Raw genomic sequence first — 24,908 nt, 5'->3', positions numbered from 1 at the left:
CTGCTTTTGATGATTTAAATTATTTGTGCGCTTGCTCGGCAACAGGCGTGTAATGTAAGCCCAGTGTTGAGCTGGTGTATTGACGCACCTGATCTAACAACGCTGGGTTTTCGCCCAAGTCTTGTTGATAAGAGCGAATAATTTCATGCAACTTGCCGTTCCATGCACCTTTGGTTTGTGTCGGGAAGGCTTTTTCCAGAACATTCAAAATGATGTATGGCGAAGTGGATGCGCCTGGAGAAGCACCCATCAATGCTGCAATTGCATGGTCTTTGGACACAAAAACTTCAGTACCAAACTGCAATTTTGCAGGTTGGCCAGGTTCTTTCTTAATGATCTGTACGCGCTGACCACCTTGGCTTAAGTGCCAGTCTTTCGGGTTGGCATTTGGATAGTAGCGTTTCAACTCACGGAAGCGGTCTTCGTCCGACATCATCACTTGGCTAATCAGATATTTCACCAAGTCCATGTTTTCCATACCGATTGCAGTCATTGGCAAAACGTTGTTTTTGTTGGTATTGGCAATCAGATCAAGCTGTGAACCATTTTTCAGGAACTTGTTTGAGTAAGTTGCAAATGGGCCAAACAGCACATATTTCTTACCATCAATATAACGGGTATCGATATGTGGTACGGACATTGGTGGCGCGCCAAAGTCAGCACGACCATACAATTTCGCTGTATGTTGCGCTGCAACTTTTGGATTGTCGGTAATCAGGAATTCGCCGCCCACAGGGAAACCAGCATATTGCTTCGCTTCTGGTAAGCCAGTCATTTGCAACATTTTAATTGCTGCACCGCCTGCACCAATAAACACAAAGCGAGTTTTGACATGGTCGACTTTGCCTGTTTTTAAATCTTTAAATGCAACAGACCAAGTTTTGTCATCATTTGGGCTAATACCCGTCACTTCGGTAGATGTTTGCAATTTGAAGTTTGGCGATTTTTCCAAATGCCCAACCAATTGGCGCGTGATCGAACCATAGTTCACATCAGAACCAATTTCCATACGGGTTGCCGCAACTTTCTGTTTCGGGTCACGCCCTTCCATGACCAAAGGAGCCCATTGCTTAATCTGATTTGGGTCTTCAGTAAACTTCATACCTTGGAAGAATGGGCTTTTGATCATGGCTGCATAACGTTTTTCAAGGAATTGAACGTTGTCATCCATTACAAAAGCATGATGAGGTACAAGATTAATAAAGCTGGTTGGTATGCCCAAAACGCCTTGTTTGACTTGGTATGCCCAGAATTGTTTTGCGACTTCAAACTGAGACGCGACTTTTTCTGCTTTAGAAATGTCCATTTTACCGTCTTTTTCTTCGGTATAGTTCATTTCCATGAAGCCTGAGTGACCCGTACCTGCATTGTTAAAGCCGTTTGAGCTTTCGAGTGCAACGTTATCGAGGCGCTCATACATACGAATTTGCCAGTTTGGCTGTAACTCATTCAGATAAGTCCCAAGTGTCGCACTCATGATGCCACCACCAATCAGCACAACATCAACAACAGGTTCACCTTGGGTTGTATTAATTTTTTTAGACGCAATCGGTCTAAACAAAAATATCACAGCAAGAATTATCAATACCAAGAGCAGTATTAATAAAGCTTTTAAAAACTTACGCATTCAATTGACCTTAAAAATTAAATGACTTGCCAGAAAAATCGGCAAAAAGATCGACATAAAAAGTGTTCAAAAGGTGCTAAAAAATAAAACAGGATATTTAAGAAGCGAGAACAGAGATTGAACGAAATAAGACTTTAGTATAACAATTGTGTAGATATATTAATAGAAAGTTTTTTTAAATATAATTGTTCTATTTATTTTTATTTAAAAAATATTGATATTTAAATACTTGTGTTTATTTGAATTTTTGAAAATATTCATTTTCTTTCAAAAATAATTATATTTTCATGCAAATTAATGAAAAATATAAATAAAATAAAATGGTTTCAATTGTTTAGTTATAATTATAAATACCTAAAAGTTTAAAATTTGCGATGAATCATACTTAAAAGATCGGATCAAATCAGTTTTTTATTTGGATGAAAGTGCAGGGGCGCGACACTGTGATTTGTAAAGTCATCACTTGAGTGTAAATGGCACATTAAAAAACTACACATTGCCAGAATATGCAGTCAATTTTAGGGTTTTAGCCCGTGGCTAAGTGCAACGCAATTCCCCACATGATACAGCCAATGACAGTATCCAGAATTTTCCATGATTGCGGGCGCTGAAATATAGGCAGCAATATTTTGGCACCATAAGCCAGACTAAAGAAAAACAGCCATGATGCGAGGATTGCACCACAGGCAAACAGATGGGTTTCGGGGGGGAATTGCGTAGAAACCGAACCGACCAGCAACATGGTATCTAAATAGACATGTGGGTTGAGCCATGTTAATGCCAGACATATCCCGATAATTTTCAATTGGCTTTCTGGTTCGTGCTGACTGGGATCCAAGGCAACAGTGCTATAAAGGGCTTGATAAAAACTGCGTAAGCCATAGCCAAATAAAAATACTGCTCCAACGTATTGTGCAATCATCGGGATGTGTGGAAATTGAACAATCACGTGTGAAAAACCCTTAACCCCAAGAAAAATCAAAAGAGAATCGGAGAGGGCACAAATCAGGGCAACCCAAAACAGATATTGTTGTTTCAGCCCTTGCTTGAGAACAAATGCATTTTGCGCCCCAATCGCGAGCAGCAAAGAAAACCCAGTACTCAGACCATAAAAAAATGCCGACATGATCAACTCAGTAAAAATGAAATTTTCAGCATTATGATTTTTAGAGACTTTTAAAGCAGCAAAACTAAAAAAATATTGGGATGGCTAAAAAAATTTTATTTTGAATATAAAGAAAAACCGCCAGTGATTTAAAAATCACTGGCGGTTTGGATGTATTATGGTTACAGAGAGTTTTTCTACTCTTTTTACAGAAACCTTATTCGACTGTAACACTCTTGGCGAGGTTACGTGGCTGGTCAACGTCTGTACCACGAAGTACCGCAACATGGTATGAGAGCAATTGTACAGGCACACTGTAAACAATTGGCGCTAACCATGTATTCACACTTGGAATATTGACCACATGTTGACGGTCTTTTTCAGTAATTCCACTTTGCTCATCGGCAAAAATAAACAGCTCGCCACCACGTGCCTGAACTTCTTCCATATTGGACTTGAGTTTGTCGAGCATGTCATCTTTCGGAGCAAGAATGACCACAGGCATATCATTGTCAACTAGTGCCAATGGGCCATGTTTCAATTCGCCTGCAGCATAACCTTCAGCATGAATATAAGAAATCTCTTTGAGTTTTAGCGCGCCTTCCAATGCGATTGGGAAATGCGTTCCGCGACCCAAGAACAGGCAGTGCTGCTTTTCAACAAACAATTCAGACAAGCGCAGAATTTCAGCATTGTGTTGTAAAGTATCTAGGATGACTTTCGGACAATGCCAAAGCGCATTTGTAATTTCAGTCATCTGCTCAGCAGAAATCCGTTGTTTGACCTGCCCAATTTTCAGTAATAACAGCATTAATGCTGCCAACTGTGTCGTAAAGGCCTTGGTCGAAGCCACACCAATTTCAGGACCTGCCAACGTCAATAAATGATGGTCAGTTTCGCGTACCATCGATGAAGTTGCGACGTTACAGATGGTCATGGTGGCAATATTTAAGCCTTTAGCTGCAGCACGTTTTTGCGTGTCGCGTAGTGCAGCAAGTGTATCGGCAGTTTCACCTGACTGTGAGATACACACATACAAGGTACGGTTAATAATCACAGGAGAGCGATAGCGGAATTCACTGGCAATTTCGACCTGACAAGGCACATCAATCAGTTGTTCTGCCCAGTATTTGGCAATCATGCCGGCATGGTAACTGGTACCACAGGCAATAATCTGGATTTGCTCAATATTACTAAAGTTGATTTCTGCATCAGCAAGGAAATCTTCACGTAAGGCATTGCCATTGAGTGCCTGAGAAATTGTTTGCTGCAAAGCTTCTGGTTGCTCATAAATTTCTTTGAGCATGTAGTGTTTGTATTCACCTTTAGATGAATTACTCACCGTTGCATCAAGCTCTTTAACAGGACGTTGAATGGCTTGAGTACCATGTGCATAAATTTCAATGCTGCTACGGGTTAGACGAGCAATATCACCCTCTTCAAGGTAAATAAAGCGGTTGGTAATCGGTAACAATGCCAACTGGTCTGAACCAATAAAGTTTTCACCAATCCCGACACCAATCACCAGTGGAGAACCTTCACGTACAGTAATCAGTTCATCTGGATAGTCTGCATGAACAATCCCGAGTGCATAAGCGCCTTTGAATTTTGACACAATGCTTTGTACCGCGACTAACAATGAATCGGCAGTTTTTAGGGCTTCATCCACCAAGTGTGCGACCACTTCAGTATCGGTTTGAGAACTAAACACATAACCCTGTGCTTGTAAATCGGCTTTGAGTTCAGCATAGTTTTCAATGATACCGTTATGTACTACAGCCACTTTGCCTGAAATATGCGGATGAGCATTGGTTTCAGTCGGTTTACCGTGGGTTGCCCAGCGCGTATGTGCAATTCCCAAAGTCCCTGCAACCTGATGGGTTTTCACCGCTTCTTCAAGGTTAACCACTTTACCAACGCGGCGTTCGCGAAGGACTTGTCCATGACTAATGAGTGCCAGTCCTGCCGAGTCGTAACCACGGTATTCAAGACGCTTGAGACCTTCAATCAAAATCTCGCTGATATTTCGTTCTGCAACGCCACCAACAATACCACACATAGAATTTACCTTTTATTTCTTAGTCTTTTGAGGACGTTGATAATTTGTTTTTTCGACTTGCTGAGCGCGTTCAAATGCCAGCGCATTTTCTGCAACATCACGAGTAATGACTGAACCTGCACCCACGGTTGCACCACTGCCGACTTTGACGGGAGCAACCAGTGAGCTGTTTGAGCCAATAAATACGGCATCGCCAATCAGGGTTTTGTGTTTGTTTGCGCCATCGTAGTTACAGGTAATGGTTCCTGCGCCGATGTTCGAACCAGCACCCACTTCAGCATCGCCTAAATAGGTAAAGTGGTTGGCTTTAGAGCCTAAACCAATACTTGTATTTTTGACTTCAACAAAGTTACCGATGTGGACTTCATTGGCGAGTTTTGCACCTGGACGTAAACGGGCAAATGGACCAATTTGCGTATCTTCACCGACAATTGCGCCATCGAAAATGCTGTAAGGCTGAACTTTAGTTCCTGCGGCAATTTTAGTATTTTTCAGCACACAGCCTGTACCAATTTCAACGCCATCGCCCAGTTCACAGTCACCTTCAATAATGACATTGATGTCAATACGAACATCGTGTCCAACTTTGAGGTTACCACGTAAATCGAAACGCTTCGGATCAGTCAGCGTTACGCCCTGACGCATTAGTTCTAAAGCTTGCTGGGCTTGAAATTCACGTTCTAAAGCAGCCAGTTGAATGCGGTCATTCACTCCTTCAACTTCAAAGGCTTGTTCAGGCTGAATTGATGCAATTTCTAAACCTTCAGCTACTGCCATTGCCACAATGTCGGTCAGGTAATATTCGCCTTGCGCGTTATTGTTGGAAAGTTTGGGTAGCCATTCATGCAGTTTGGCATTGCTGACACAGTAAATACCTGTGTTAATTTCTTGAATCTGGCGTTGTTCATCTGAGGCATCTTTATGTTCAACAATGGCTTGAATTTTACCATTGTCACGTACAATCCGCCCGTAACCTGTTGGATTGTCTACCGTGAGGGTAATCATGCCAATGCCTGTTTCACTAGAAACCGCAACGAGTTGCTCAAGAGTCTGCTGACGTACTAGAGGGACATCACCATATAAAATAAGGGAAATACCATCTTGTGCTAATACAGGTAAAGTGACTTGAACAGCATGACCTGTACCAAGTTGCTCAGCTTGCTCGACCCATTGAATATGTTCATGCTGGAATGAATTTTTTACCAAATCACCGCCATGTCCATAAATTGTAATAATATTTTGAGCATGGAGTTGTTTAGCAGTGTGAATCACATGACCGAGTAAAGGTTGTCCTGCGAGTGGTTGAAGCACTTTTGGTAATTTGGAGCGCATGCGCGTGCCTTTACCTGCTGCAAGAATAATCACGGTAGTTGACATAATAACCTACTTAAATGGCGTTAAGCACCTGAAAGTAATAAATATATGGTAATACATAATGCAGCCCAAAGCCCTGCAATAATGTCATCGAGCATGATACCGAAGCCACCTGCAACCTTTTGGTCAGCAACACGAATTGGCCAAGGTTTCCAGATATCAAATAGACGGAATAATCCAAAGCCAATCAGTGCCCATTGTATATGCATTACGTTAAAAAAGATTAAAGGCAATAAAGTAATGGATTGTCCTGCAAACTCATCCCAGACAATTCGCCCATCATCATGTACGCCAATGACTTTGGCGGTATGCCCACAAATCCAGATCCCGACTAAGGACATAATAATAATGGCAAGTACTGAAGTATAAAAGCCCAGAAATAGCCAAATTGGAATAAATAATAAGGCAAAGGCTGAACCAAATGTGCCAGGTGCCTTAGGCGCGAGACCTGAGCCCAAGCCTACGCCACAAAACACGACGCAACGATCAAACCAAGACATTTCTTGGAATTTAATAGGTGATTTATGCAAAGTGTTGATATCCGCTTAGCTGTAAGAATTGGGGCTCGCCCTGATATTCAAATTTTAAACTTAAATCCGCCTGAATACAGCCAATAATCGTAAATGGCGTTACTGGGTTAAGTTGACACAGGCGCTGATAGTTGTCTTTAGAAATGGTAAAGCACAGCTCATAATCATCGCCACCTGCGAGTGCGTATTGCCATTGCTCGGTATGAGGTAATACGTGTAAAGCAGGATCAATAGGTAGTTGGTCAAGCCATAAAGTCGCACCCACATGCGAGGCTTTAAGAATATGCCCCAAATCTTGAGCCAGACCATCTGAAACATCAATCATGCTCGATGCCAGACCACGTAAACTTTGTCCAAGTTCACAGCGTGGAGAAGGGTAGTCCAAGCGTTGTTGTAATGGATGTCCAAGATGCTGTAGGGCAAATGCCGCATCGCCCACTTGCCCACTGACCACTACGTAGTCACCCACTTGTGCACCAGAACGAGTAATGCCCTGAGCGGTTGGAATCCAGCCGAGAGCCGTGACACTGATAGTCAGATGTGGACTTTGGGTGGTATCGCCACCAATCAGGTGCACATTATAAGGGGCACAGCAGTCAAACAAGCCTTGGCTAAAATCCTGTAACCAAGCATCATCGACCTGTGGCAGGCTTAGCGCGAGTAAAATACTATGAGGAGTTGCACCCATGGCTGCCAGATCGGAAAGGTTAACCGCAACGCTTTTCCAGCCGATGGCATGTGCAGATGTAGAAAGAGGGAAGTGCCGCCCTGCGATGAGGGTATCGGTACAGATGACCAGTTGTTGCCCCACGGGTGGGGAAACGATAGCCGAATCATCTCCAATACCTAAGTCGACCTGCGCAGATGCAGCAGTTTTGAAATAGCGATCAATAATCGAGAATTCGGCCATAGCGTTTGACAACAATTAACCTTGTTGTTTTTCAGCTTCGCGTAGCACATGTGCTAAACGATCCAATACACCGTTGATGTATTTGTGGCTGTCTGCCCCACCGAAGTGTTTAGCCAGTTCAATGGCTTCATCCAGCACCACACGATAAGGAATTTCTGCATGATGGCGTAACTCGTATGCACCCAGACGTAAAGTTGCGAGCTCGACACCGTCAAGCGCATCAATTTCACGGTCAAGTACAGGAATGAGCAATTCATCCAGAGTTTCATGCTCTGCCACGATTTGGGTTAACAATTCGTGATAGTAGTTTAAGTCAACCTTGTGCATGGCATTTTCAGCACGGGTACGCGCTTCAATTTCATGAACAGGGTTATGGCTCATTTGCCATTCATAGACGCCTTGTACAGCAAAACGACGTGCTTTGCGTTTTGCTGCATAAATTGCTTGTAAAGTTTGTGACATGAATTAAATTGCCTTTAACAAATTCACCATTTCAATAGCCGTCAAAGCAGCTTCACTGCCTTTGTTGCCCGCTTTGGTGCCTGAGCGTTCAATGGCTTGTTCAATACTGTCGGTCGTTAAAACGCCATTAATGACAGGCAAACTTGATTCTAAACCAACAACACCTAAACCTTTAGCACATTCACCCGCAACAAAGTCAAAGTGTGGCGTGCTACCACGAATGACCGCACCCAATGCAATAATCGCATCAAACTGTGCAGAATTCGCGAGCTTTTTCGCAACAACAGGCAGTTCCCATGCACCTGGTGCATGAATAACGGTGATATTTTCTTCTGCAACGCCATGACGTTTTAATGTGTCAATCGCGCCTTCAAGCAGATGTTCAACCACAAAGCTATTGAAACGAGCAACCAAAATCGCGTAACGGCCTTCGCTCGCGAGATGTAATAAACCTTCTATACGGCGAATCGCCATAGCAACCTCGATTATTTTCCAAAAGATTGATCAGCAGAAATATATTCCACCACTTCTAAGTTAAAACCAGAAAGGGCATTGAAGCGTAATGGCGAACTGAGAAGTTTCATTTTTTCCACTCCCAAGTCGCGTAAAATTTGCGCACCGACCCCAATAGTCTGATATTGATGTGACAATGCCGAATTGGATTTGACTGGCGTTGGTGCAGTTAATGCATCTAAAGCTGAGCCTAAGTCAGGTAAGCTTTTTTGACCAATCCAAACCAGAACACCACGTTCACTGTTGGCAATCGTTTGTAATGCATGGTCAATTGTCCATGCAGATTCGCCCGATTGTTTTTTCAATTTTAATAAATCACGCGTTGGGTTGAACCCATGAACACGAACAGTGGTGACACCTTGTTTCGGTTCACCTTTCACCAAAGCCAAATGAATGTCTGGGCTACCTTGCTCCTGATAACGATACAGTTGCAATGTGCCATATTCAGTTTCAATGTTTTGCTGGCTTAAACGCTCGACCGTTTGTTCATTGGTCATACGGTAATGAATTAAGTCGGCAATTGTACCAATTTTTAAGCCATGTTTTTCAGCAAATATTTCTAAATCTGGACGGCGTGCCATGGTGCCGTCTTCTTTAATGATCTCACAGATCACAGATGCAGGTTCTAAACCTGCCAAACGTGAGAGATCCGAGCCTGCTTCGGTATGCCCAGCTCGGTGTAAAACGCCACCAGGTTGTGCCATGAGCGGGAAAATATGCCCAGGTTGTACAATATCGGACGGTTTGGCTGCCGCGGCCACCGCAGTGCGGATGGTATGCGCGCGCTCTGCCGCAGAAATGCCTGTGGTAATCCCGTCAGCTGCTTCTATGGATAAGGTAAAGTTAGTGCCATGCTGTGCGCCATTCTGATCGACCATGAGAGGTAAGTTCAGTTGTTGACAGCGATCTTTGCTCAAGGTCAGACAAACGAGACCACGGGCATGGGTAATCATGAAATTGATGTCTTCGGCACGCACATGGGTTGCTGCCATGATGAGGTCACCCTCATTTTCACGATCTTCATCATCCATAAGGATGACCATTTTGCCAGCACGAATATCTTCGACAAGCTCTTCAACAGTATTGAGTGCCATCCTGTCCTACCTTAACCCTGAATTTACAATGCAATCGATTATCGCAGTTGTTTATATTAGCAATTTTTAGGCAGTATTGCCTATGTTTCCCTCAAGATCCACAGCAGCTTTTCTGATGTGTATTTCTATAATGCTGCTAAAGCTGATGATGTCAAGGCAAAATCATGATAAAAAAACCTCGCCATTCAGGCGAGGTTGAAAACTAGACAGTAATTTAAGTGGTTTCAGAACGTGATTTTTTACTTTTTAAGATCTCGGTACGCAGATTTTGTGCCAGTTCAGCACATTCACTGTTCATACCATTGATCATAAACGCGTGACGGGTCAGTACATTGCTTGGGTTAGGTAGAGCCACAAGCTGAAAATGTTCACTGATCAGTTTCAGATATTGTTCTTGCAAATACAGTGCGCTTTCTTTCGCCGTTAAGTTGTGTGTCAGGCGAGCTGCCGCTTGTGCTGCATTGAGTTGCATGTCTTCAACTGCGTTGGCAATCGCGCAGCGAGTTTGCAGTACAAAGCGTTTTTCTTCACGGTAGCGTTTATACAGTACCTCAGAGAGTAACTGAAAGACCATGCCAACCATGAGCAGACATTCGACCGCTTTCGGGCGTTCGGCATCAATGGTAATGGTCGCTCCATCTGCTTGGAAGCTTTGTTGTACGTTAATATCTGCTTGAGAAAGATGATAATGCTGTACACATAAATCAATACTTTTTTTCAAGAATAACTGACACAAATTAAAGTAAGGTACAGAAACGGACTGACTGACCGTGCTCAAAAGCTGTTTTGGGTCATAAAACTGAATATTCAGTGCCAAAGCATGTGGGTTTGGATTCACATCAGTTTTATCGCTATTGAACAGTCGGTTTGGAATCGCCTGTTTTTTAGGTTGTTGCTGTGCCTGCGCAATGACCACGGCACTATTGTGCTTTTCCTGTTCAAGTGCTTGAGTGAGCGCCTGAATCTCATGCTTGAGGTGCATTTCCTTGTTAATGCGTGCCAGATATTCGCTACGGCTTGGGCGAGCAATCGCTCGATAGGCAATCCATAAAACAAAATGCAAAATCAGGGAAGCTAAAATTGCAAGCCATTCACTACGCAAAATTTCGCCAATGCTCGGTTTGATCAGCGTGACTTCGACACTACCGACTTTCTTTTCATTTTGTAGTGCATCACGGCTAAAGACTTCACCTTCGCGGGTTTTATATAAGCCATCTGTTGCCAGAACCTGATTGGAGGCATCGAGAATGCGAATAGAGGCAATACTTGGATTGGTTTTATAACGATCGACTAGAAGCGCCAAAGACACGCGATTTGCTGGGTCTAATTCATGCAAGCTGTCCGTAACCAGTTGTGTGGTCAGCAATTGACCTTGGCTGGCACGGTTTTCTTTGAGTTGATGCGTGGTTGCAATGACCAGTAAAAAGGTCTGCAATGCAAAACTTACAATCAGTAGGCTAGCAAATAGCCCTTGTCTAGGTGCATTCAAGGTAAACTTCCAAGGCAATTCGATTCATTTTCGATTATGATTCTAATCATAGTTGTAGCTCAAACTGAGTCAATCCATGCAAGAAATCATTCTTATTTCATTTTTAGGACCCGACCAACCCAATCAGTTCACTCGATTGATGCAAGTTTTGTCCTCTCATTCATTGCAAATTCTAGATGTGGGTCAGGCCGTGATTCATAATCAGCTGACCCTTGGCATCGTGGTTGCATCTGAAGATCAGACCACAACTGCTTTGGCAATGAAAGAGATTCTAATTTTAGCACATGATATTGGCTTAACTGTGCGATTTAAACCAATCTCTAACGCAGAATATAATCAATGGGTCAGTGAAGGTGGAGCAACCCGTTATATTGTGACGGCGTTCGCACCTGAACTGAAGGCAGCCGATTTGCAAGCTGTCACGCAAATTGTATCGGGTCAGGGATTTAACATTGAAACAGTGACCCGTTTATCAGAGCGTTTGCTACTCGATACCCCAAATACAGAGCGTCGTCGCGCCTGCGTAGAGTTCGGTTTAAAAGGGAAAATGTTCGATGCGCAAGGGATGCGTGCAGCATGCCTACACTTATCAACTGAACTGAATATTGATATTGCGGTACAAGAAGATAATGTTTACCGCCGAAATCGCCGTTTAGTCTGTTTTGATATGGACTCAACCCTGATTGAACAAGAAGTGATTGATGAGTTGGCGCGTGAAGCGGGGATCGGAGCACAAGTTGCAGAAATTACAGAGCGTGCCATGCAGGGCGAACTGGATTTCCAGCAAAGCTTCCGTGCTCGCGTTGCCTTGCTCAAAGGTTTAGATGCTTCCGTATTGCCAAAAATTGCAGAACGTTTGACCATTACCGAAGGTGCAGAACGCCTGATCTCAACGCTTAAGCTTTTGGGATACAGAACAGCCATCTTATCGGGCGGTTTTCAGTATTTTGCTGAATATTTACAGAAAAAACTGGGGATTGATGAAGTCCATGCCAATATCTTGGATGTACAAGATGGCTTGGTGACAGGTGAAGTCAAAGGTACGATTGTCGATGGTGCGCGTAAAGCCGAACTGCTTCGCCGCTTGGCAGATGAAATGGGTATTTCACTTGAACAAGTGATTGCGGTGGGCGATGGTGCCAATGACTTGCCAATGCTTTCAATTGCAGGTTTAGGCGTGGCATTTAGAGCGAAACCACTGGTACGCCAAAATGCTAATCACGCAATTTCAAGCATTGGTTTGGATGGTGTTTTGTATTTGCTGGGTGTACACGATAAAGACATGCATTCTGTTAATTAAGTTTTTGTTTTTAAATAAAAAAGCACAATTTAAAAATTGTGCTTTTTTCATATGAATTAAATATTTGTTTCAATGAATTTACGTTTTTGGAAGGGTTAAAAAATTTTATAAAAAAATGATTTTAAGCATAAAAAGGTCTGAAGTGCATTGTAATGACACGCAATCCTATATATTTCCTTTACTCGCCGAATTTTCACAAAAAATCGTTTTGTAATGACATTGGTATTTGGCGACAAAGTGTGTCGCTTTGCTGGAAAAACTCCCTTTTTTTTCTGAAAAAACTTTGCATAATGCCATTATGAGCATGCACACAGTCATCTGAAAAATACGTAAGCGCTTAATCAGAACATGCTCAAATTGATCAGGGTTGCAGTCACAAAATGTGATAGACGGAGGTTTTATGTTAACAGCAAATGTTGCCACTATGGTGGGGATCGGCTTGATTGCCATTGCGCTTATCGCTGTTTTCTTTTCACCTTTTCGGCATTGGCTCGGGTTTATGTTTGCAGGTATGGCGTTTTGGGGTGTTGTAGAGGCGATTCGTTTGGGTGCACAGTCTGCCTTTCATTGGCCAATGACCTATAGTTATTTAACTGCGCTTAGCCTTGTCATGATGGGAATTACCGTGCTGCTATTAAGAGCAGATCATGTTGCGCAAAAGGCGCTTGCCAACCGACAGTTGATTGAACACACCCCAGTTTATGAAGAAGAACAATAAAGCCGTTTAAATCATCAGTTACTCAACTCGGGTGCATTGAAAAATGCACTTTTTTTTCTTAAAAATTGTTATACAAAGCTTAGTTATTCATTTGGCAAGTTATGATAGGATGCTTTAAAGATGAATAAAATGACAATAGGCTAAATGCACATGAATCTTTCTGCTATTCCTGTCGTAAAGTTACCTTTGCTGAATGTAAGTACAGACCCACTGGATTTGTTGGTGGTCAGCATGGTTTTACGAATGAAACAGCTTGCGAAAACCTCGCCGAAATTTATTGAATTATCGCATGATCGCCAAATTCGCATCCAGATTGCAACCGATGCAGGTTTTGCCCGTCAGATTCTGGTCAATAATGGCAAAGTGGATACCGTTGCTGGTGCGCCTCAACCTGCTGATTTTACCTTGCAGTTTGCTGATAGTAACCAAGCTGTAAAAACCTTGATTAAAGGTGAACCTTCTGCATTTATGACGGGTATGCAAAACGGCAGTATTAAAATGGAAGGTGACTTTAGCTTGTTGGTCTGGTTTAACAAGGTTGCACGTTTGTTGCCACCACAATTACCAAAACCGGTACAAGCCAAAGTAAAACAGGTTCGTCAGTTTATTCGTCAAAAAACAGGCAAATAAATTCTAGACCATAAAAAAGCTCTCAGATTTGAGAGCTTTTTTATTTAAACCACTTCAAGGTTAAACGTGACAGGTCCATCATTGACCAGATGAACTTGCATATCTGCAGCAAAAATCCCTGTTTCTACTTGGGGATATTGAGTTTTGGTGTAGTCGATCAGCTTCTCATACAATGCTTTTGCCGCAGCAGGTGGCATGGCAGGGGCAAAATCCGGGCGTAAGCCTTTTTGGGTTTGTGCCATCAGGGTAAATTGTGAAACCAGTAAAATTCCACCTTGAGCCTGAGCGACATTCCAGCCCATTTTGCCTTGTTCATCATCAAAAATGCGGTATTTCAGGATTTTGTCGATCAATTTTTTGCCTATGGCAAGATCATCTTGCTGTGCCAGACCCAAAAAAACTAAAAGACCATGTTGAATTTCACCTGTAATTTGTTCATCTACAACAACTTTGGCGGATTTTACGCGTTGTAATAGGGCACGCATATTTAAGACTACTCATAAAAGTACAGACTATAAACATTTCAAACGAGCTTTAAAATCTTTTTCATGAAGATGTGGTGATTATAAATTCAGCAAAAAACTACTAATTTGGATAGGTTTTTATCATTATTTGCTAAAACACTCGCTGAGTTGCGTATAAAAGTGTGGTTTAATGCCTTGAGCTAAAAAAGATCTAACCGATATGGAACCAATCATACGATCCTTGCTTGATACGGATTTATATAAATTTACGATGCTGCAAGTGGTGTTACACAAGTTTCCACAAACTCATAGTGTGTATCAATTCCGCTGCCGTAATCTTGAAGATACGGTGTATCCATTGACGGATATTCTGGATGACCTGAACCAGCAACTGGATTACTTGTGTGAGCTGCGTTTTCAGGACGATGAGTTGCAGTATTTACGCAATTTACGTTTTATCAAAAGTGACTTTGTTGATTATTTAGAATTATTCCAGCTCAAACGCCGTTTTATTCGGGCAAGCATTGATGATCAGGGACGTCTCGATATTCATATTGAAGGGCCGATGGTACAAGCCCTGATGTTTGAAATTTTTGTGCTGTCGATTGTCAATGAGCTATATTTCAGACGGATTCATTCTGAAAAAGTCCTGGCTGAAGGTGAACGCCGTTTACAAGCTAAATTGCAGTTATTAAAACAATACGAACAGCAGCAACAAGCAGATGAAAATCCATTTTTGGTATCTGATTTTGGTACGCGTCGCCGTTATAGTTTGACGTGGCATCGACATATCGTGGAAGAATTTTACCGCGCTGCTCCAGATGTATTTCGTGGTACCAGTAATGTCATGTTGGCAAAAGAACTGGGCATTACGCCAATTGGCACCATGGCACATGAATTTTTGCAGGCATTTCAGGCATTGGATGTACGTTTGCGCAATTTCCAGAAAGCAGCACTTGAAGCTTGGGTACAGGAATATCGTGGGGATTTAGGCATCGCCCTGACCGATGTGGTCGGGATGGATGCTTTCCTGCGTGATTTTGATCTGTACTTTGCCAAGCTGTTTGACGGTTTGCGTCATGATAGTGGCGACCCGTATGTCTGGGGGGATAAAGCCTACGCACATTACCAAAAGCTCAAAATTGACAGTAAAACCAAAATGTTAACTTTTAGTGATGGGCTGGATTTAGAGCGTGCGTGGAATTTGCATCAGTACTTTAAAGACCGTTTCAAAGTCAGTTTCGGAATCGGTACCAATCTGACCAATGATATGGGCTTGAAACCTCTCAATATTGTGCTGAAACTGGTGGAATGTAATGGACAGTCTGTGGCAAAAATCTCGGACAGCCCAGGTAAAACCATGACTGATAATGATACTTTCCTTGCCTATTTACGGCAGGTGTTTCAGGTTGAAGCTGTTTAAATTGAATCTAAACCGACTCATAAGAGTCGGTTTTTAGTTTTTGTCTTGTGAATCTTTGGCACAATGCTTGCGTAAAAAATCATAAATCGGCATGAAAAGCCTATGTTATGATCAAGCATGATCGAGTTTCAGCACGTCTTGAGCCTAATAAAAAATGACAGCCACTTCTGAATTAAGTTTTCCATTATTAATCGATGCCGAAGATCTTGTGCCGCATTTAGGCAATCCAAATTTAAGGATTGTCGATTTGAGCCGCCTGTCGGTCTACGAACAGCTGCATATTCCCCATGCAGTGCATGTTAAACCCCAGCAGCTGGTGCGCCAGCAAGAGCTGGCATCAGGCATGCTGCCCGATGTAGAGGGTTTACAACAACTGGTTGAATACTTGCAGCTTTCACCGCAACATCATGTGGTGGCTTATGATGATGAAGGTGGGGCATGGGCAGGGCGCTTCTTGTGGAATCTACATTGCTTGGGCTTTACCCAAACCAGTTTACTCAACGGTGGTATTCACGCTTGGCTGGGGGCAGGCTTACCCACTTCGGTTGATGTGCAAGATGTGGCTGTCACAGACCAACTGATTCCTGTAAATCTGGAACAAGCTGCTCAAGTACGGATTGAATATGCCGAATTGCTGGAATTGGTTAAAAAGAATGCCATCCAACTTTGGGATTGCCGTACTGAGGATGAATATACAGGGCTACGTTTGGCAGCGCGACGGGGTGGGCATATTCCCCATGCGATTCATTACGAATGGAGTACTGCCCTTAATCGCGAAAATCATTTAAAATTACGCCCTTTAGAACACATACAACAAAGTTTGCAGCAATTAGGGGTCGACTTTAAGCAGCCTGTGGTAGTGTACTGCCAGTCGCATCATCGCTCAGGCCTGGCTTATATTTTAGGTCGTTTGCTCAATTTGAATATTCGCGCATACGATGGTGCATGGAGTGAGTGGGGAAATCGCCCCGAGAGTCCAATTGTTACGGGAGAGAAGCCGTTTTGAGCCTCACATCACAACTGAAGAAACAACTTTTTTTACAAGCCCAACGTATTGTACCGCAGCATCAGCTGAGTCGTGTGGTGGGTAAAGTTGCTGCCAGTGAAAACCCGATTGTTAAAAATATTGTCATTCAGGCATTTAAAAACAAATATCAGATTGATTTGTCGGTTGCCGAACAAAATAATCCGTTGCAATACAAATCATTTAATGAGTTCTTTACTCGCGCTTTAAAGCAGGGCGTGCGTCAGATTGACGCCGACAGTCGTAGTATTGTCAGCCCAGCCGATGGTGCAATTTCACAAATTGGTCAAATTACCGATGGTGATGTATTTCAGGCGAAAGGACAGAGTTTTTCCGTTGAACAGTTGGTGGGTGATCCTAAACTGGCTGCGCCATTTAAACAGGGGCAATTTGCAACCGTTTATCTGTCACCACGTGACTACCATCGGGTACATATGCCATTTTCAGGCACATTGACTGAAACGCTATATGTGCCAGGCGAATTATTTTCGGTTAATCAGGTCACGGCAGAAAATGTTCCGAACCTGTTTGCGCGTAATGAGCGTATGGTTTGTTTGTTTGACACTGAGATTGGTCGTATGGCTGTGGTGCTGGTTGGCGCCATGATTGTGGCGGGGATCGAAACGGTTGCCACAGGTAAAGTCAAACCGAATGGTCGTCTAGACTTGCAGCAACATCAGCTTGAACTGCAAAAAGGCGATGAGCTTGGGCGTTTTTATTTGGGTTCAACGGCAATTGTGTTGTTTGAACCGAATACGATGGCTTGGGATGCAAAATTCAAAGCGGAATCTGTTGTGGTCATGGGTGAGCGTTTAGGGCAAGTGCTTTAATTCGCAGGCCGATCCTATGAAAAACGCAACCTTCAGGTTGCGTTTTTTGCTTTAGGGTGTTTGTTAAATACCGCAGTGCATTGTTCGTAGGATAGCCGCGCCTGTACTTGCTGGGCGGGTGATAAACTGAAATAGGCTTCAATCCACTGATTGGCTAAGGTTTCGCGAAAATGGGGTTGTTTGAATGCATAGTCAGGAATACTGCCTTGCTGGACTTGTCGCATTTTTTCACGAAGCTGTTGAACATTATGTGGCGCATCGGGTTGTCGAATCACAAAACACAAGATGGCTTGATACCGAGCGATTTCATCGGTATCGGTTTGCTGTGCTTTCACGATCAGAAAGACAATAAAGGCAGCGCATAGGCTGCCAAGTATGAGATAAAAATTTTTCATACGTTAAGTGTAGGGCTTTAGGCCTCTGCTTGACAGAGGCGTTCTTTTGGAAAAACAGCTTTGAAGCATGAACCTTGATTGATTTGTGATTCAACTTCTAAGTGTGCCCCATGTTGCATGAGCACATGTTTGACAATCGCTAACCCTAAACCTGTTCCCCCTGTTTGGCGGCTACGTGCGCTATCTACACGGTAAAACCGTTCGGTAAGGCGCGGTAAATGTTTTGGGTCAATCCCAATCCCGTTGTCCTGCACGGTAAAGTAACCATGTTCCTGATCATCATGCCAGCCAATGGTAATCACTCCACCTTTAGGCGTGTATTTAATGGCATTGGTAATTAGGTTGCCAAAAGCACTGGCAAGTTCCATATCCGAGCCAAGCAGGTCACAGTGACTGTCAATGTCGAGATTTAAAATATGTCCGTATTCGGAGTTATAGGCCTGCGCATCATCAAATAACTGGTTCATCAGACTAGGCATGTCGACAATCTGGTTTTTTGCCAGTTGTTTGTCATTTTCCAAGCGCGATAATAGCAGCAAGTCATTGACGAGAGCATTCATGCGCCGAGTTTGTGCCTGCATTTGTTCAAAAGGGCGTTTCCAGCGTGGATTGAAATCTTCCTGATCAGTAAAAGTTTCCAGATAGCCGCTGAGCACTGTGAGGGGAGTACGTAATTCATGCGAGATATTATCGACAAAGTCTTTACGCATCTGTTCTAGATTATGAACCCGAGTTACATCGTATGCCACGATAAGGCGGCTTTCTAGACCAAAGCGTGTGAGCTTGATTTGCACATAGCGATCTTCATGAATCGAAGATTGTAGTTTAATGCCGTCAGGCTGTTGTTCCATATTATTAAAATATTCAACAAAAGCAGGCTGGCGCAAAATACCCAAAATATTGCGTCCACGATCCAGTTCCTGAACGCCCAACAGTTTCTCTGCCGCAGGGTTCCACCATTCAATTTGATGTAGTTCATCGGTCAGAATCACCGCTTCAGCAAGTGCCACCAGTGAAGACTGGGCACGGTCAATGAGTCCGACCATTTCGGCTTGAACTACACGTTCCTGACGTTGTGACCTATAAATATTGAACAGTAGTGCACCCCAAATCCCATTCAGGTTTGGCGGTACATCATAAGGTCGATTGGCGATCCAGTCGTTGACCAAATACAGTGCGCGCAGTTGCATGACAATAAACACAGCAAACGCAATTGCAAGACAAATCCAAAAATGACCTATTCCCAAGCCAATTAAACTAGAAATTGTTATGAAAAACAACAAGATCCGTAGATCTTGTTTGGCGTAATCCCATAAACTGCTATAACGATAACGCTTATGTTCTAGGCTAATTTCTGGGGTTGGGTAAGGTTCATACATAAAAGTGATCTAACTAACTTAAAGCATCGGCGCGCGTTGAAAAACGGTAGCCTGTACCTCGTACGGTCTGTACGAAACGATCCACTCCAAATGGTTCAAGTACTTTGCGTAGGCGGCGGATATGGACGTCAATTGTTCGGTCTTCAATATAAACATTGCCACCCCAAACCTGATCAAGCAGTTGTGCACGAGTATAGGCACGTTCTGGGTGGGTCATGAAAAATGCCAATAGGCGATATTCAGTTGGGCCCATATCTAAAATATTGTCGGCAAAGCTGACGCGTTGACTTACAGGATCTAGAATTAAGCCATTGGCATCAATGGATTTTTCCCCACTCAAGGCATTAGAGCGACGTAAAACGGCTTTAATCCGTGATACCAGTTCGCGCGTTGAGAATGGTTTAGTCATATAGTCATCGGCACCTGCATCAAGGCCTTGAACTTTATGATCTTCTTCGCCACGTGCAGTGAGCATAATCACAGGAATTTCCGAAAGGTTCTCATCGCGTTTTAGGCGGCGGCACAAATCAACGCCACTAATTCCACCAGGAAGCATCCAATCGAGTAAAATAAGCGAAGGACGTTGATCAACGATCATTTGGTGGGCTTGTTTGGCATCTTCGGCTTGCAAACATTGGAAACCTGCCATATCGAGCGAAGTATGAATCATCTCGCGAATGGGTAATTCGTCATCGACGATTAAAATATAATCCTCTTTCACAAGGTCAAATCCTATCACTGCTTTATTTGTTTATAGTCCAGTATTACAAAGACTAATTATGACAGTATCATTGCAGTAGATTTAGGTATCTGCAATTTTAAAAAATATTTGTGACAAAATCTTGATCGTCATATGACTAAATGATGACGCATATGATGGTCAAGATGCAAGATCGAGATGGTAATGAAAAGTTTTCAAGGAAAAGTAGCAGCAATTTCAGGAGCAGGCTCAGGTATTGGGCAACAGTTGGCGTTGCTTTTAGCACGGCAGGGCTGCCATTTATCCTTGAGTGATATTGATTTGCAAGGTTTAGCACAGACGCAAAGCTTACTTCAGGCCTATAAAGTGCAGGTCTCGACACATTTGGTTAATGTTGCCGAGCGTGAGCAGGTGCAATATTGGGCAGAACAAACCGTACGTGAACATGGTCAGGTTAACCTGATTTTTAATAATGCGGGGGTGGCGCTGGCATCGACAGTTGAAGGTGCAAGTTATGAAGATCTGGCTTGGATTACCAATATCAACTTTTGGGGCGTGGTGTATGGAACCAAAGAGTTCTTGCCTTATATTAAGCAAACCCAAGATGGGCATATTGTCAATATTTCCAGTATTTTTGGAATTGCAGCCCAGCCGACCCAGTCCGCATACAATGCCAGCAAGTTTGCAGTACGTGGTTTTACCGAGTCATTGCGTCAGGAACTGGACATTCAGCGCTGTGGGGTGAGTGCCTTATGTGTACACCCTGGAGGGGTGCGAACCAATATTGCCAAATCTGCGCGTTCTAATCAAAGTTTACAAAGTTTGGGAATTGAAACCGATGGTACACAGCAGGACTTTGAGAAACTGCTGAGGACTCCACCTGAAAAGGCTGCCCAGAAAATTCTGAAAGCCATTCGCCGAAACCAGCGGCGAGTCCTGATTGGTACTGATGCCAAGGTTTTAGATTTGCTACAGCGTTTTTTCCCGGCAGGTTACCAGCAACTGAGCGTTTGGTTAAATCGGTTGCAAACCTGGAAATACTAAAGAAGAGAAGCGTAAGCTTCTCTTTTTGTTTGAGAATCTGTTAATGGCCTCTTGAAAAAAAACCAATGACTGCCAAAATCAAGGCAACAACCAACAAGATCAATGCAAATTGTTGTGATAGACCAGCGACACCACCGAATCCGAGTAAGCTGGCAATTAGTGCAATCACTGCAAAAATAATCGCCCAACGAAACATGATGATTCTCCTGAATTTTTTATTTTGAGGTTCAGTTTAGCACTGTAAATTGGCATGACTGTTTTTGCTTTGTGCATAAAATGTGCACTTTATGCAGCTCTTTCATCATGCTATGTAAGTGCAGTTTGTAAAAATTAAGCTAGAGTTTGGCATGTTATAATGTCTGCCTTGTTGTTTTTAGACTGAGAAATTTATGGCGCTGCGTCCACAATTCTGGAAAAAATATCCATTAGATCAACTCTCAAGCGAAGAATGGGAAGCTTTGTGCGATGGTTGTGGCTTGTGCTGTTTACTCAAACTTGAAGATGAAGACACGCATGAAGTGGCTTATACAAAAGTGGCGTGTAAGTTACTCAATTGTACAACGGGGCAATGCTCGGATTACAGTCAGCGTCAGCAGCATGTACCTGATTGTATTCAATTAACTTTAGAAGGCTTACAAAAAATTAAATGGTTGCCGTCAAGCTGTGCCTACCGACGTATTGATGAAGGCAAAAATTTACCTTCATGGCATTATTTAAATACAGGCTCGCTGCAGAGTGTGATTAAAGCCAAAAAATCGGTAGCAGGACGCTGTATTTCAGAGGAATCTGTGAGCGAAGATGATATTGATGAATATATTGTACGTTGGGTAAGGTAAAAATTTTTAAAAACAATAATATAAAAAATAAAAGATAACTCCCTTCATTTTTGGCTTAAATTTTGCTTGATTTTTACCCATAAAAAATGGGTGAAATTTCAATTACTTTTAAGCAATGCTGTTATGGGGGGAGAATGTATAAAAATAGCTATATCAACAATCTTGTACTCATTTTACTTGGCTTTTTTGCCAATTCGGGTATGGCATGTGCCGCAACGGCGCCTTATATCACCAATCTAGAGCAAATCAATACGGGAAATACCGCATGGATGCTGACCTCCACTGCGCTGGTTTTACTCATGACTATTCCCGGAATTGCTTTGTTTTATGCAGGAATGGTGCGTAAAAAAAACTTAATTGCCACTGCCTTACAAAGTTTAGTGATTGTGTGTCTAGCAAGTGTGCTGTGGGTTGTCGTCGGGTACAGTCTGGCGTTTACACCCAATAATGCCTTTATTGGCGGTTTTGATCGCATCATGCTGCAAGGTGTGGTGTTCGATGCCATCGATGGCAAAATTTCCGTGAGCCATATGGCTTCCAGTATTCCTGAAACCGTCTGGATTATGTTTCAGATGACCTTTGCCATTATTACGCCTGCTTTAATTACTGGTGCATTTGCTGAGCGTATGCGTTTTTCTGCGATGTTCTGGTTCATATTTTTCTGGATTTTACTGGTGTATGTCCCTGTTGCACACTGGGTCTGGGAACCAACAGGCTGGTTGGCAGCCAAAGGTGCTCTGGACTTTGCTGGTGGCACGGTTGTGCATATTAATGCAGGTGCTGCAGGTCTGGCATGTGCCTATATGCTAGGTCAGCGCAATGGTTATGGCAAAGAGCCATTTTTTCCAAATAACCTGATCTATACCTTTATTGGTGCAGCATTGCTGTGGGTAGGCTGGTTTGGTTTTAACGCGGGTTCAGCAGGTGCAGCCGATGGACGTGCGGGCATGGCAATGCTGGTCACCCAGCTTGCAACAGCAGCGGCAGCATTGACATGGTTACTGGTGGAATATATCAGCCGTCGTAAAGTGACGCTGCTTGGTGCATGTTCGGGTGCAGTCGCAGGTTTGGTTGCGATTACCCCTGCATCTGGTTTTGTAGATATGACAGGCGCTTTGCTGATTGGTTTGATTGCTGGGGTATGTTGTTACTGGGGTGCAACTCAGCTCAAAATTCTACTCAAAGCTGACGACTCATTGGATGTTTTTGGGATTCATGGTGTAGGTGGGATTGTCGGTGCCATTCTGACAGGCGTGTTTGCACAAAAACATATTTCAGGTTTGGATGCCAGTCTGCTGGTCCAAGTGATAGGTGCAGTGACGACCTTCCTCTACAGCGCGATCATTTCTGTCGTGATTTTATTTGTAATTAATAAAGTGATTGGTCTGCGAGTCGATGCAGAACAGGAACAAATTGGTTTGGATTTAGCACAACACGGCGAGCATGTACCTTGATGTGTTGTATAAAAATTGGTTCAAGCCCAGCTTGAACCACAACTGTGGAGAAAAGTATGAAGACGATGTTGAGCAAAGATAAAAAAGTTGAAAAAGAGATCTTTGACCTCGCCACACAGTTATATGTTCGTTTAAGACGTGTGGCAGGGCGGGTGATTGATGTGGTGTATCTGGAACATAATCAGGAGTACGCTCAAGAAGTGGTCAAGCTTGCCTTGACCACAGGCGATGCGGAGTTGCACCGTTTAGGGTCTCGTCTGGATGCAGTGCTGTCTTATGGTACAGCACCTACGCAGATTGCAAGCGTGAAGTTTGTTGCTCCAGTAAGCGCCATGACACCTGCTATGGATGATCTGCCAAGCCCAGCGCAAAAAGAAGAAGTGCCACATCATTATATTGGTGCATTACGCTAAATGTCCTGTTTTATTGGCTTGACGCTCAGCACGTGATTTTTGAACCACATGATAACCTGAGCTAAAGCCTAGGCTTGCCATCACCGTAGCGACAATCAGGTCAGGAATGGCGTTGTGTGTGCCGAAGACGCCAACCGCCGCCAAAATTACTGCAATATTACCAATCGCGTCATTGCGGCTACATAACCAGACCGAGGTCATGTTGGCATCTCCATCACGGAAGGTATAGAGTACGAGGGCACTGATCACATTGGCAATCAGGGCAATAACACCAATAATGCCCATCGTCATGGCTTCGGGTTGCACGCCTGTCCAGTACGCCCAAACCACTTTGACCAAGATCAAAATCGCAAAACACAGCATGGTATAGCCTTTAATCAGGGCGATACTGGCACGCCAATACAAACTGAGTCCCAAAGCCATAATCGAAATGGCATAGTTAAAAGCATCACCAGCAAAGTCAAGAGAGTCTGCCCAAAGCGCAGCAGAGCCTGCATGTGCCCCTGCAATCACTTCAATAATAAACAGACTTAAATTGAGAAATAAGGCAATCCACAGCGCATTACGAAATTTTTTTGAAATGCTATGATTTGATGTGTGGTGTTCACATTGACAGCCTGCCATTTGAAAATCCTGTTTTAATTTGCATACACGGATTTAAAAGCTTAGAGTTGCTCTAAGGTCAAGTGAGGTGCATATGTTTTTTTCGATTGGTGAATTGGCTAAAAAATCCAAAATTTCTGCGGATACCATCCGTTTTTATGAGAAAAAACAGCTCATCACTGCGCCAAAGCGTGCGAATAATAATTATCGCTATTATGATGATCAGGCATTGCAACAGTTAATTTTTATTCGGCATTGTCGCGAATTGGGAATGTCCCTTAAGGAAATTCAAGAGATGAATGCACTGATGCTGCATCCGCAAGACAATTGTACTGTCGTGGATACACTGGTGGAAACCCATTTGGGGCATATTCAGGATAAAATTCAGCAATTGCAGAAATTTAGCCAGCAATTACAGCAGCTACGCCAGAGCTGTAATTCTCAAGCCTGTATTCAGGATTGTAATATTGTAAAAACCTTACATCAGTTGGATGCTGAATAAAAGGTAAAAAACTATAAACTCCTGTCTTTT

Annotated in this window: 27 protein-coding genes; 11 read left to right on the top strand and 16 right to left on the bottom strand. The window is 43.1% G+C overall.

What is annotated here, in order from left to right:
• Positions 1-19 precede the first annotated feature (19 nt).
• From mqo to F975_RS03385, 10 genes are all read right to left on the bottom strand, one after another.
• Positions 20-1,627, bottom strand: a complete 1,608-nt coding sequence (mqo, locus tag F975_RS03430) for a malate dehydrogenase (quinone) (protein WP_004750206.1) — start codon at positions 1,625-1,627, stop codon at positions 20-22.
• 526 nt (positions 1,628-2,153) lie between these two features.
• Positions 2,154-2,753: a LysE/ArgO family amino acid transporter gene (locus tag F975_RS03425; protein WP_004750204.1), complete on the bottom strand. Its 600-nt coding sequence runs from the start codon at positions 2,751-2,753 to the stop codon at positions 2,154-2,156.
• Positions 2,754-2,949: 196 nt separating this feature from the next.
• Positions 2,950-4,791: a glutamine--fructose-6-phosphate transaminase (isomerizing) gene (glmS, locus tag F975_RS03420; protein ID WP_004750202.1), complete on the bottom strand. Its 1,842-nt coding sequence runs from the start codon at positions 4,789-4,791 to the stop codon at positions 2,950-2,952.
• A gap of 12 nt (positions 4,792-4,803) precedes the next feature.
• Positions 4,804-6,168, bottom strand: a complete 1,365-nt coding sequence (gene glmU / locus F975_RS03415; protein ID WP_004750200.1) for a bifunctional UDP-N-acetylglucosamine diphosphorylase/glucosamine-1-phosphate N-acetyltransferase GlmU — start codon at positions 6,166-6,168, stop codon at positions 4,804-4,806.
• 20 nt (positions 6,169-6,188) lie between these two features.
• Positions 6,189-6,665: a phosphatidylglycerophosphatase A family protein gene (locus F975_RS03410; RefSeq protein ID WP_004750198.1), complete on the bottom strand. Its 477-nt coding sequence runs from the start codon at positions 6,663-6,665 to the stop codon at positions 6,189-6,191.
• A 22-nt stretch (positions 6,666-6,687) separates the two neighbouring features.
• Positions 6,688-7,605 (bottom strand): thiamine-phosphate kinase, encoded by a 918-nt coding sequence (gene thiL, locus F975_RS03405; RefSeq protein WP_004750196.1) that lies wholly within the window; start codon positions 7,603-7,605, stop codon positions 6,688-6,690.
• A gap of 15 nt (positions 7,606-7,620) precedes the next feature.
• Entirely contained in the window at positions 7,621-8,067 is a 447-nt protein-coding gene (nusB, locus tag F975_RS03400) for a transcription antitermination factor NusB (protein WP_004750194.1), read from the bottom strand.
• Between the two features lie 3 nt (positions 8,068-8,070).
• On the bottom strand, positions 8,071-8,541 hold the full coding sequence (ribH, locus tag F975_RS03395) for a 6,7-dimethyl-8-ribityllumazine synthase (protein ID WP_004750191.1): 471 nt from the start codon (positions 8,539-8,541) through the stop codon (positions 8,071-8,073).
• 11 nt (positions 8,542-8,552) lie between these two features.
• Complete coding sequence (gene ribBA / locus F975_RS03390) at positions 8,553-9,674, bottom strand: bifunctional 3,4-dihydroxy-2-butanone-4-phosphate synthase/GTP cyclohydrolase II (RefSeq protein ID WP_004750189.1); 1,122 nt, start codon at positions 9,672-9,674, stop codon at positions 8,553-8,555.
• Between the two features lie 214 nt (positions 9,675-9,888).
• Positions 9,889-11,163 (bottom strand): hypothetical protein, encoded by a 1,275-nt coding sequence (locus tag F975_RS03385; protein WP_004750187.1) that lies wholly within the window; start codon positions 11,161-11,163, stop codon positions 9,889-9,891.
• A gap of 76 nt (positions 11,164-11,239) precedes the next feature.
• On the opposite strand from F975_RS03385, the gene serB reads away from it, so the two are divergent.
• The 3 genes from serB to F975_RS03370 all read left to right on the top strand — a co-directional run bounded on the left by serB (position 11,240) and on the right by F975_RS03370 (position 13,811).
• The gene (gene serB, locus F975_RS03380; RefSeq protein ID WP_004750182.1) at positions 11,240-12,463 is read left to right on the top strand and encodes a phosphoserine phosphatase SerB; all 1,224 of its coding nucleotides are present in this window, start codon (positions 11,240-11,242) and stop codon (positions 12,461-12,463) included.
• A 400-nt stretch (positions 12,464-12,863) separates the two neighbouring features.
• On the top strand, positions 12,864-13,181 hold the full coding sequence (aciT, locus tag F975_RS03375; protein WP_004750180.1) for an AciT family ciprofloxacin tolerance protein: 318 nt from the start codon (positions 12,864-12,866) through the stop codon (positions 13,179-13,181).
• Positions 13,182-13,331: 150 nt separating this feature from the next.
• Entirely contained in the window at positions 13,332-13,811 is a 480-nt protein-coding gene (locus F975_RS03370) for an SCP2 sterol-binding domain-containing protein (protein WP_004750178.1), read from the top strand.
• Positions 13,812-13,855: 44 nt separating this feature from the next.
• Here the strand turns inward: F975_RS03370 and dtd are convergent, their stop codons facing one another.
• Positions 13,856-14,296, bottom strand: coding sequence for a D-aminoacyl-tRNA deacylase (dtd, locus tag F975_RS03365; protein ID WP_004750175.1), 441 nt, complete (start codon positions 14,294-14,296; stop codon positions 13,856-13,858).
• 199 nt (positions 14,297-14,495) lie between these two features.
• Here dtd and pncB point away from each other — a divergent pair, with 199 nt between their 5' ends.
• The 3 genes from pncB (at position 14,496) to asd (ending at position 17,552) form a co-directional block, all read left to right on the top strand.
• A complete protein-coding gene (gene pncB, locus F975_RS03360) occupies positions 14,496-15,698 on the top strand; it encodes a nicotinate phosphoribosyltransferase (RefSeq protein WP_004750173.1) in 1,203 nt (400 codons plus the stop codon).
• A gap of 154 nt (positions 15,699-15,852) precedes the next feature.
• Entirely contained in the window at positions 15,853-16,704 is an 852-nt protein-coding gene (locus tag F975_RS03355; protein WP_004750171.1) for a sulfurtransferase, read from the top strand.
• Positions 16,701-17,552, top strand: a complete 852-nt coding sequence (gene asd / locus F975_RS03350; protein WP_004750170.1) for an archaetidylserine decarboxylase — start codon at positions 16,701-16,703, stop codon at positions 17,550-17,552. The genes F975_RS03355 and asd overlap by 4 nt, the downstream gene beginning before the upstream one ends.
• 32 nt (positions 17,553-17,584) lie before the next feature.
• On the opposite strand, the gene F975_RS03345 is transcribed toward asd, so the two are convergent.
• The 3 genes from F975_RS03345 to phoB are packed head-to-tail and all read right to left on the bottom strand — an operon-like array spanning position 17,585 to position 20,047.
• Entirely contained in the window at positions 17,585-17,947 is a 363-nt protein-coding gene (locus tag F975_RS03345; protein ID WP_004750168.1) for a hypothetical protein, read from the bottom strand.
• Between the two features lie 17 nt (positions 17,948-17,964).
• Positions 17,965-19,326, bottom strand: a complete 1,362-nt coding sequence (gene phoR, locus F975_RS03340) for a phosphate regulon sensor histidine kinase PhoR (RefSeq protein ID WP_004750166.1) — start codon at positions 19,324-19,326, stop codon at positions 17,965-17,967.
• A gap of 13 nt (positions 19,327-19,339) precedes the next feature.
• A complete protein-coding gene (gene phoB / locus F975_RS03335; protein WP_004750165.1) occupies positions 19,340-20,047 on the bottom strand; it encodes a phosphate regulon transcriptional regulator PhoB in 708 nt (235 codons plus the stop codon).
• A gap of 183 nt (positions 20,048-20,230) precedes the next feature.
• Between phoB and F975_RS03330 the strand changes: the two genes are divergently transcribed.
• Positions 20,231-21,070 (top strand): SDR family NAD(P)-dependent oxidoreductase, encoded by an 840-nt coding sequence (locus F975_RS03330; RefSeq protein WP_004750158.1) that lies wholly within the window; start codon positions 20,231-20,233, stop codon positions 21,068-21,070.
• A gap of 40 nt (positions 21,071-21,110) precedes the next feature.
• On the opposite strand, the gene F975_RS15435 is transcribed toward F975_RS03330, so the two are convergent.
• Positions 21,111-21,266, bottom strand: coding sequence for a DUF1328 domain-containing protein (locus F975_RS15435; RefSeq protein WP_004750157.1), 156 nt, complete (start codon positions 21,264-21,266; stop codon positions 21,111-21,113).
• A 193-nt stretch (positions 21,267-21,459) separates the two neighbouring features.
• On the opposite strand from F975_RS15435, the gene F975_RS03320 reads away from it, so the two are divergent.
• The 3 genes from F975_RS03320 to F975_RS03310 all read left to right on the top strand — a co-directional run bounded on the left by F975_RS03320 (position 21,460) and on the right by F975_RS03310 (position 23,773).
• Positions 21,460-21,906, top strand: a complete 447-nt coding sequence (locus F975_RS03320; protein ID WP_004750156.1) for a YcgN family cysteine cluster protein — start codon at positions 21,460-21,462, stop codon at positions 21,904-21,906.
• A 200-nt stretch (positions 21,907-22,106) separates the two neighbouring features.
• A complete protein-coding gene (locus F975_RS03315) occupies positions 22,107-23,360 on the top strand; it encodes an ammonium transporter (protein ID WP_212749269.1) in 1,254 nt (417 codons plus the stop codon).
• Positions 23,361-23,416: 56 nt separating this feature from the next.
• Entirely contained in the window at positions 23,417-23,773 is a 357-nt protein-coding gene (locus F975_RS03310) for a hypothetical protein (RefSeq protein ID WP_004750152.1), read from the top strand.
• On the opposite strand, the gene F975_RS03305 is transcribed toward F975_RS03310, so the two are convergent.
• Positions 23,765-24,397, bottom strand: coding sequence for a cation efflux transmembrane domain-containing protein (locus F975_RS03305; protein WP_004750151.1), 633 nt, complete (start codon positions 24,395-24,397; stop codon positions 23,765-23,767). The genes F975_RS03310 and F975_RS03305 overlap by 9 nt on opposite strands.
• A 73-nt stretch (positions 24,398-24,470) precedes the next feature.
• Between F975_RS03305 and F975_RS03300 the strand changes: the two genes are divergently transcribed.
• Positions 24,471-24,878 carry a MerR family transcriptional regulator gene (locus F975_RS03300; RefSeq protein WP_004750149.1) on the top strand — a complete coding sequence of 136 codons (408 nt, stop codon included), beginning with the start codon at positions 24,471-24,473 and terminating at the stop codon, positions 24,876-24,878.
• Positions 24,879-24,908 lie beyond the last annotated feature (30 nt).

Origin of the sequence: Acinetobacter brisouisimilis (assembly GCF_000368265.1) — a bacterium.
GTDB lineage: Bacteria > Pseudomonadota > Gammaproteobacteria > Pseudomonadales > Moraxellaceae > Acinetobacter.
Note: the sequence above shows the minus strand (reverse complement) of the source record. Positions and strands in the feature narration are given on the sequence as shown.

Coding starts and splice junctions, on each gene's coding strand:
- mqo (WP_004750206.1), bottom strand. CDS start 1,627: ATGCGTAAGTTTTTAAAAGCTTTATTAATACTGCTCTTGGTATTGATA.
- F975_RS03425 (WP_004750204.1), bottom strand. CDS start 2,753: ATGTCGGCATTTTTTTATGGTCTGAGTACTGGGTTTTCTTTGCTGCTC.
- glmS (WP_004750202.1), bottom strand. CDS start 4,791: ATGTGTGGTATTGTTGGTGGCGTTGCAGAACGAAATATCAGCGAGATT.
- glmU (WP_004750200.1), bottom strand. CDS start 6,168: ATGTCAACTACCGTGATTATTCTTGCAGCAGGTAAAGGCACGCGCATG.
- F975_RS03410 (WP_004750198.1), bottom strand. CDS start 6,665: ATGTCTTGGTTTGATCGTTGCGTCGTGTTTTGTGGCGTAGGCTTGGGC.
- thiL (WP_004750196.1), bottom strand. CDS start 7,605: ATGGCCGAATTCTCGATTATTGATCGCTATTTCAAAACTGCTGCATCT.
- nusB (WP_004750194.1), bottom strand. CDS start 8,067: ATGTCACAAACTTTACAAGCAATTTATGCAGCAAAACGCAAAGCACGT.
- ribH (WP_004750191.1), bottom strand. CDS start 8,541: ATGGCGATTCGCCGTATAGAAGGTTTATTACATCTCGCGAGCGAAGGC.
- ribBA (WP_004750189.1), bottom strand. CDS start 9,674: ATGGCACTCAATACTGTTGAAGAGCTTGTCGAAGATATTCGTGCTGGC.
- serB (WP_004750182.1), top strand. CDS start 11,240: ATGCAAGAAATCATTCTTATTTCATTTTTAGGACCCGACCAACCCAAT.
- aciT (WP_004750180.1), top strand. CDS start 12,864: ATGTTAACAGCAAATGTTGCCACTATGGTGGGGATCGGCTTGATTGCC.
- F975_RS03370 (WP_004750178.1), top strand. CDS start 13,332: ATGAATCTTTCTGCTATTCCTGTCGTAAAGTTACCTTTGCTGAATGTA.
- dtd (WP_004750175.1), bottom strand. CDS start 14,296: ATGCGTGCCCTATTACAACGCGTAAAATCCGCCAAAGTTGTTGTAGAT.
- pncB (WP_004750173.1), top strand. CDS start 14,496: ATGGAACCAATCATACGATCCTTGCTTGATACGGATTTATATAAATTT.
- F975_RS03355 (WP_004750171.1), top strand. CDS start 15,853: ATGACAGCCACTTCTGAATTAAGTTTTCCATTATTAATCGATGCCGAA.
- F975_RS03345 (WP_004750168.1), bottom strand. CDS start 17,947: ATGAAAAATTTTTATCTCATACTTGGCAGCCTATGCGCTGCCTTTATT.
- phoR (WP_004750166.1), bottom strand. CDS start 19,326: ATGTATGAACCTTACCCAACCCCAGAAATTAGCCTAGAACATAAGCGT.
- F975_RS03330 (WP_004750158.1), top strand. CDS start 20,231: ATGAAAAGTTTTCAAGGAAAAGTAGCAGCAATTTCAGGAGCAGGCTCA.
- F975_RS15435 (WP_004750157.1), bottom strand. CDS start 21,266: ATGTTTCGTTGGGCGATTATTTTTGCAGTGATTGCACTAATTGCCAGC.
- F975_RS03320 (WP_004750156.1), top strand. CDS start 21,460: ATGGCGCTGCGTCCACAATTCTGGAAAAAATATCCATTAGATCAACTC.
- F975_RS03315 (WP_212749269.1), top strand. CDS start 22,107: ATGGCATGTGCCGCAACGGCGCCTTATATCACCAATCTAGAGCAAATC.
- F975_RS03310 (WP_004750152.1), top strand. CDS start 23,417: ATGAAGACGATGTTGAGCAAAGATAAAAAAGTTGAAAAAGAGATCTTT.
- F975_RS03305 (WP_004750151.1), bottom strand. CDS start 24,397: ATGGCAGGCTGTCAATGTGAACACCACACATCAAATCATAGCATTTCA.
- F975_RS03300 (WP_004750149.1), top strand. CDS start 24,471: ATGTTTTTTTCGATTGGTGAATTGGCTAAAAAATCCAAAATTTCTGCG.